Origin of the sequence: Bacillus cereus group sp. MYBK79-1, from assembly GCF_051915365.1 — a bacterium.
GTDB lineage: Bacteria > Bacillota > Bacilli > Bacillales > Bacillaceae_G > Bacillus_A.
This window is the reverse complement of sequence record NZ_JBQAEO010000042.1, coordinates 1-602: the sequence shown is the minus strand read 5'-3', so window position 1 is coordinate 602 and position 602 is coordinate 1. Positions and strand designations below refer to the sequence as shown.

The following is a 602-nucleotide window of genomic DNA, read 5'->3' as shown; positions in this document are numbered from 1 at the left end:
TTAACGGGCTCTGACTATTTGTAGGCACACGGTTTCAGGATCTCTTTCACTCCCCTTCCGGGGTGCTTTTCACCTTTCCCTCACGGTACTGGTTCACTATCGATCACTAGGGAGTATTTAGCCTTGGGAGATGGTCCTCCCAGATTCCGACGGAATTTCACGTGTTCCGCCGTACTCAGGATACATTCAAGAGAGAACGAAGTTTCGACTACGGGGTTGTTACCCTCTACGACGGACCTTTCCAGGTCGCTTCGTCTACCTCGTTCCTTTGTAACTCCGTATAGAATGTCCTACAACCCCAAGAGGCAAGCCTCTTGGTTTGGGCTATGTTCCGTTTCGCTCGCCGCTACTCAGGAAATCGCATTTGCTTTCTCTTCCTCCAGGTACTTAGATGTTTCAGTTCCCTGGGTCTGTCTTCCTTACCCTATGTATTCAGGTAAGGATACCATACCATTACGTATGGTGGGTTTCCCCATTCGGAAATCTTCGGATCAAAGCTTACTTACAGCTCCCCGAAGCATATCGGCGTTAGTCCCGTCCTTCATCGACTCCTAGTGTCAAGGCATCCACCGTGCGCCCTTTCTAACTTAACCAAACTAAAA

At 49.2% G+C, this 602-nt stretch carries 1 rRNA gene; it reads right to left on the bottom strand.

Features of this window, described 5'->3' with window-relative positions:
* Nucleotides 1-593: ribosomal RNA gene (locus ACTFOB_RS26285) — 23S ribosomal RNA — on the bottom strand; the annotation flags it as partial.
* Nucleotides 594-602 lie beyond the last annotated feature (9 nt).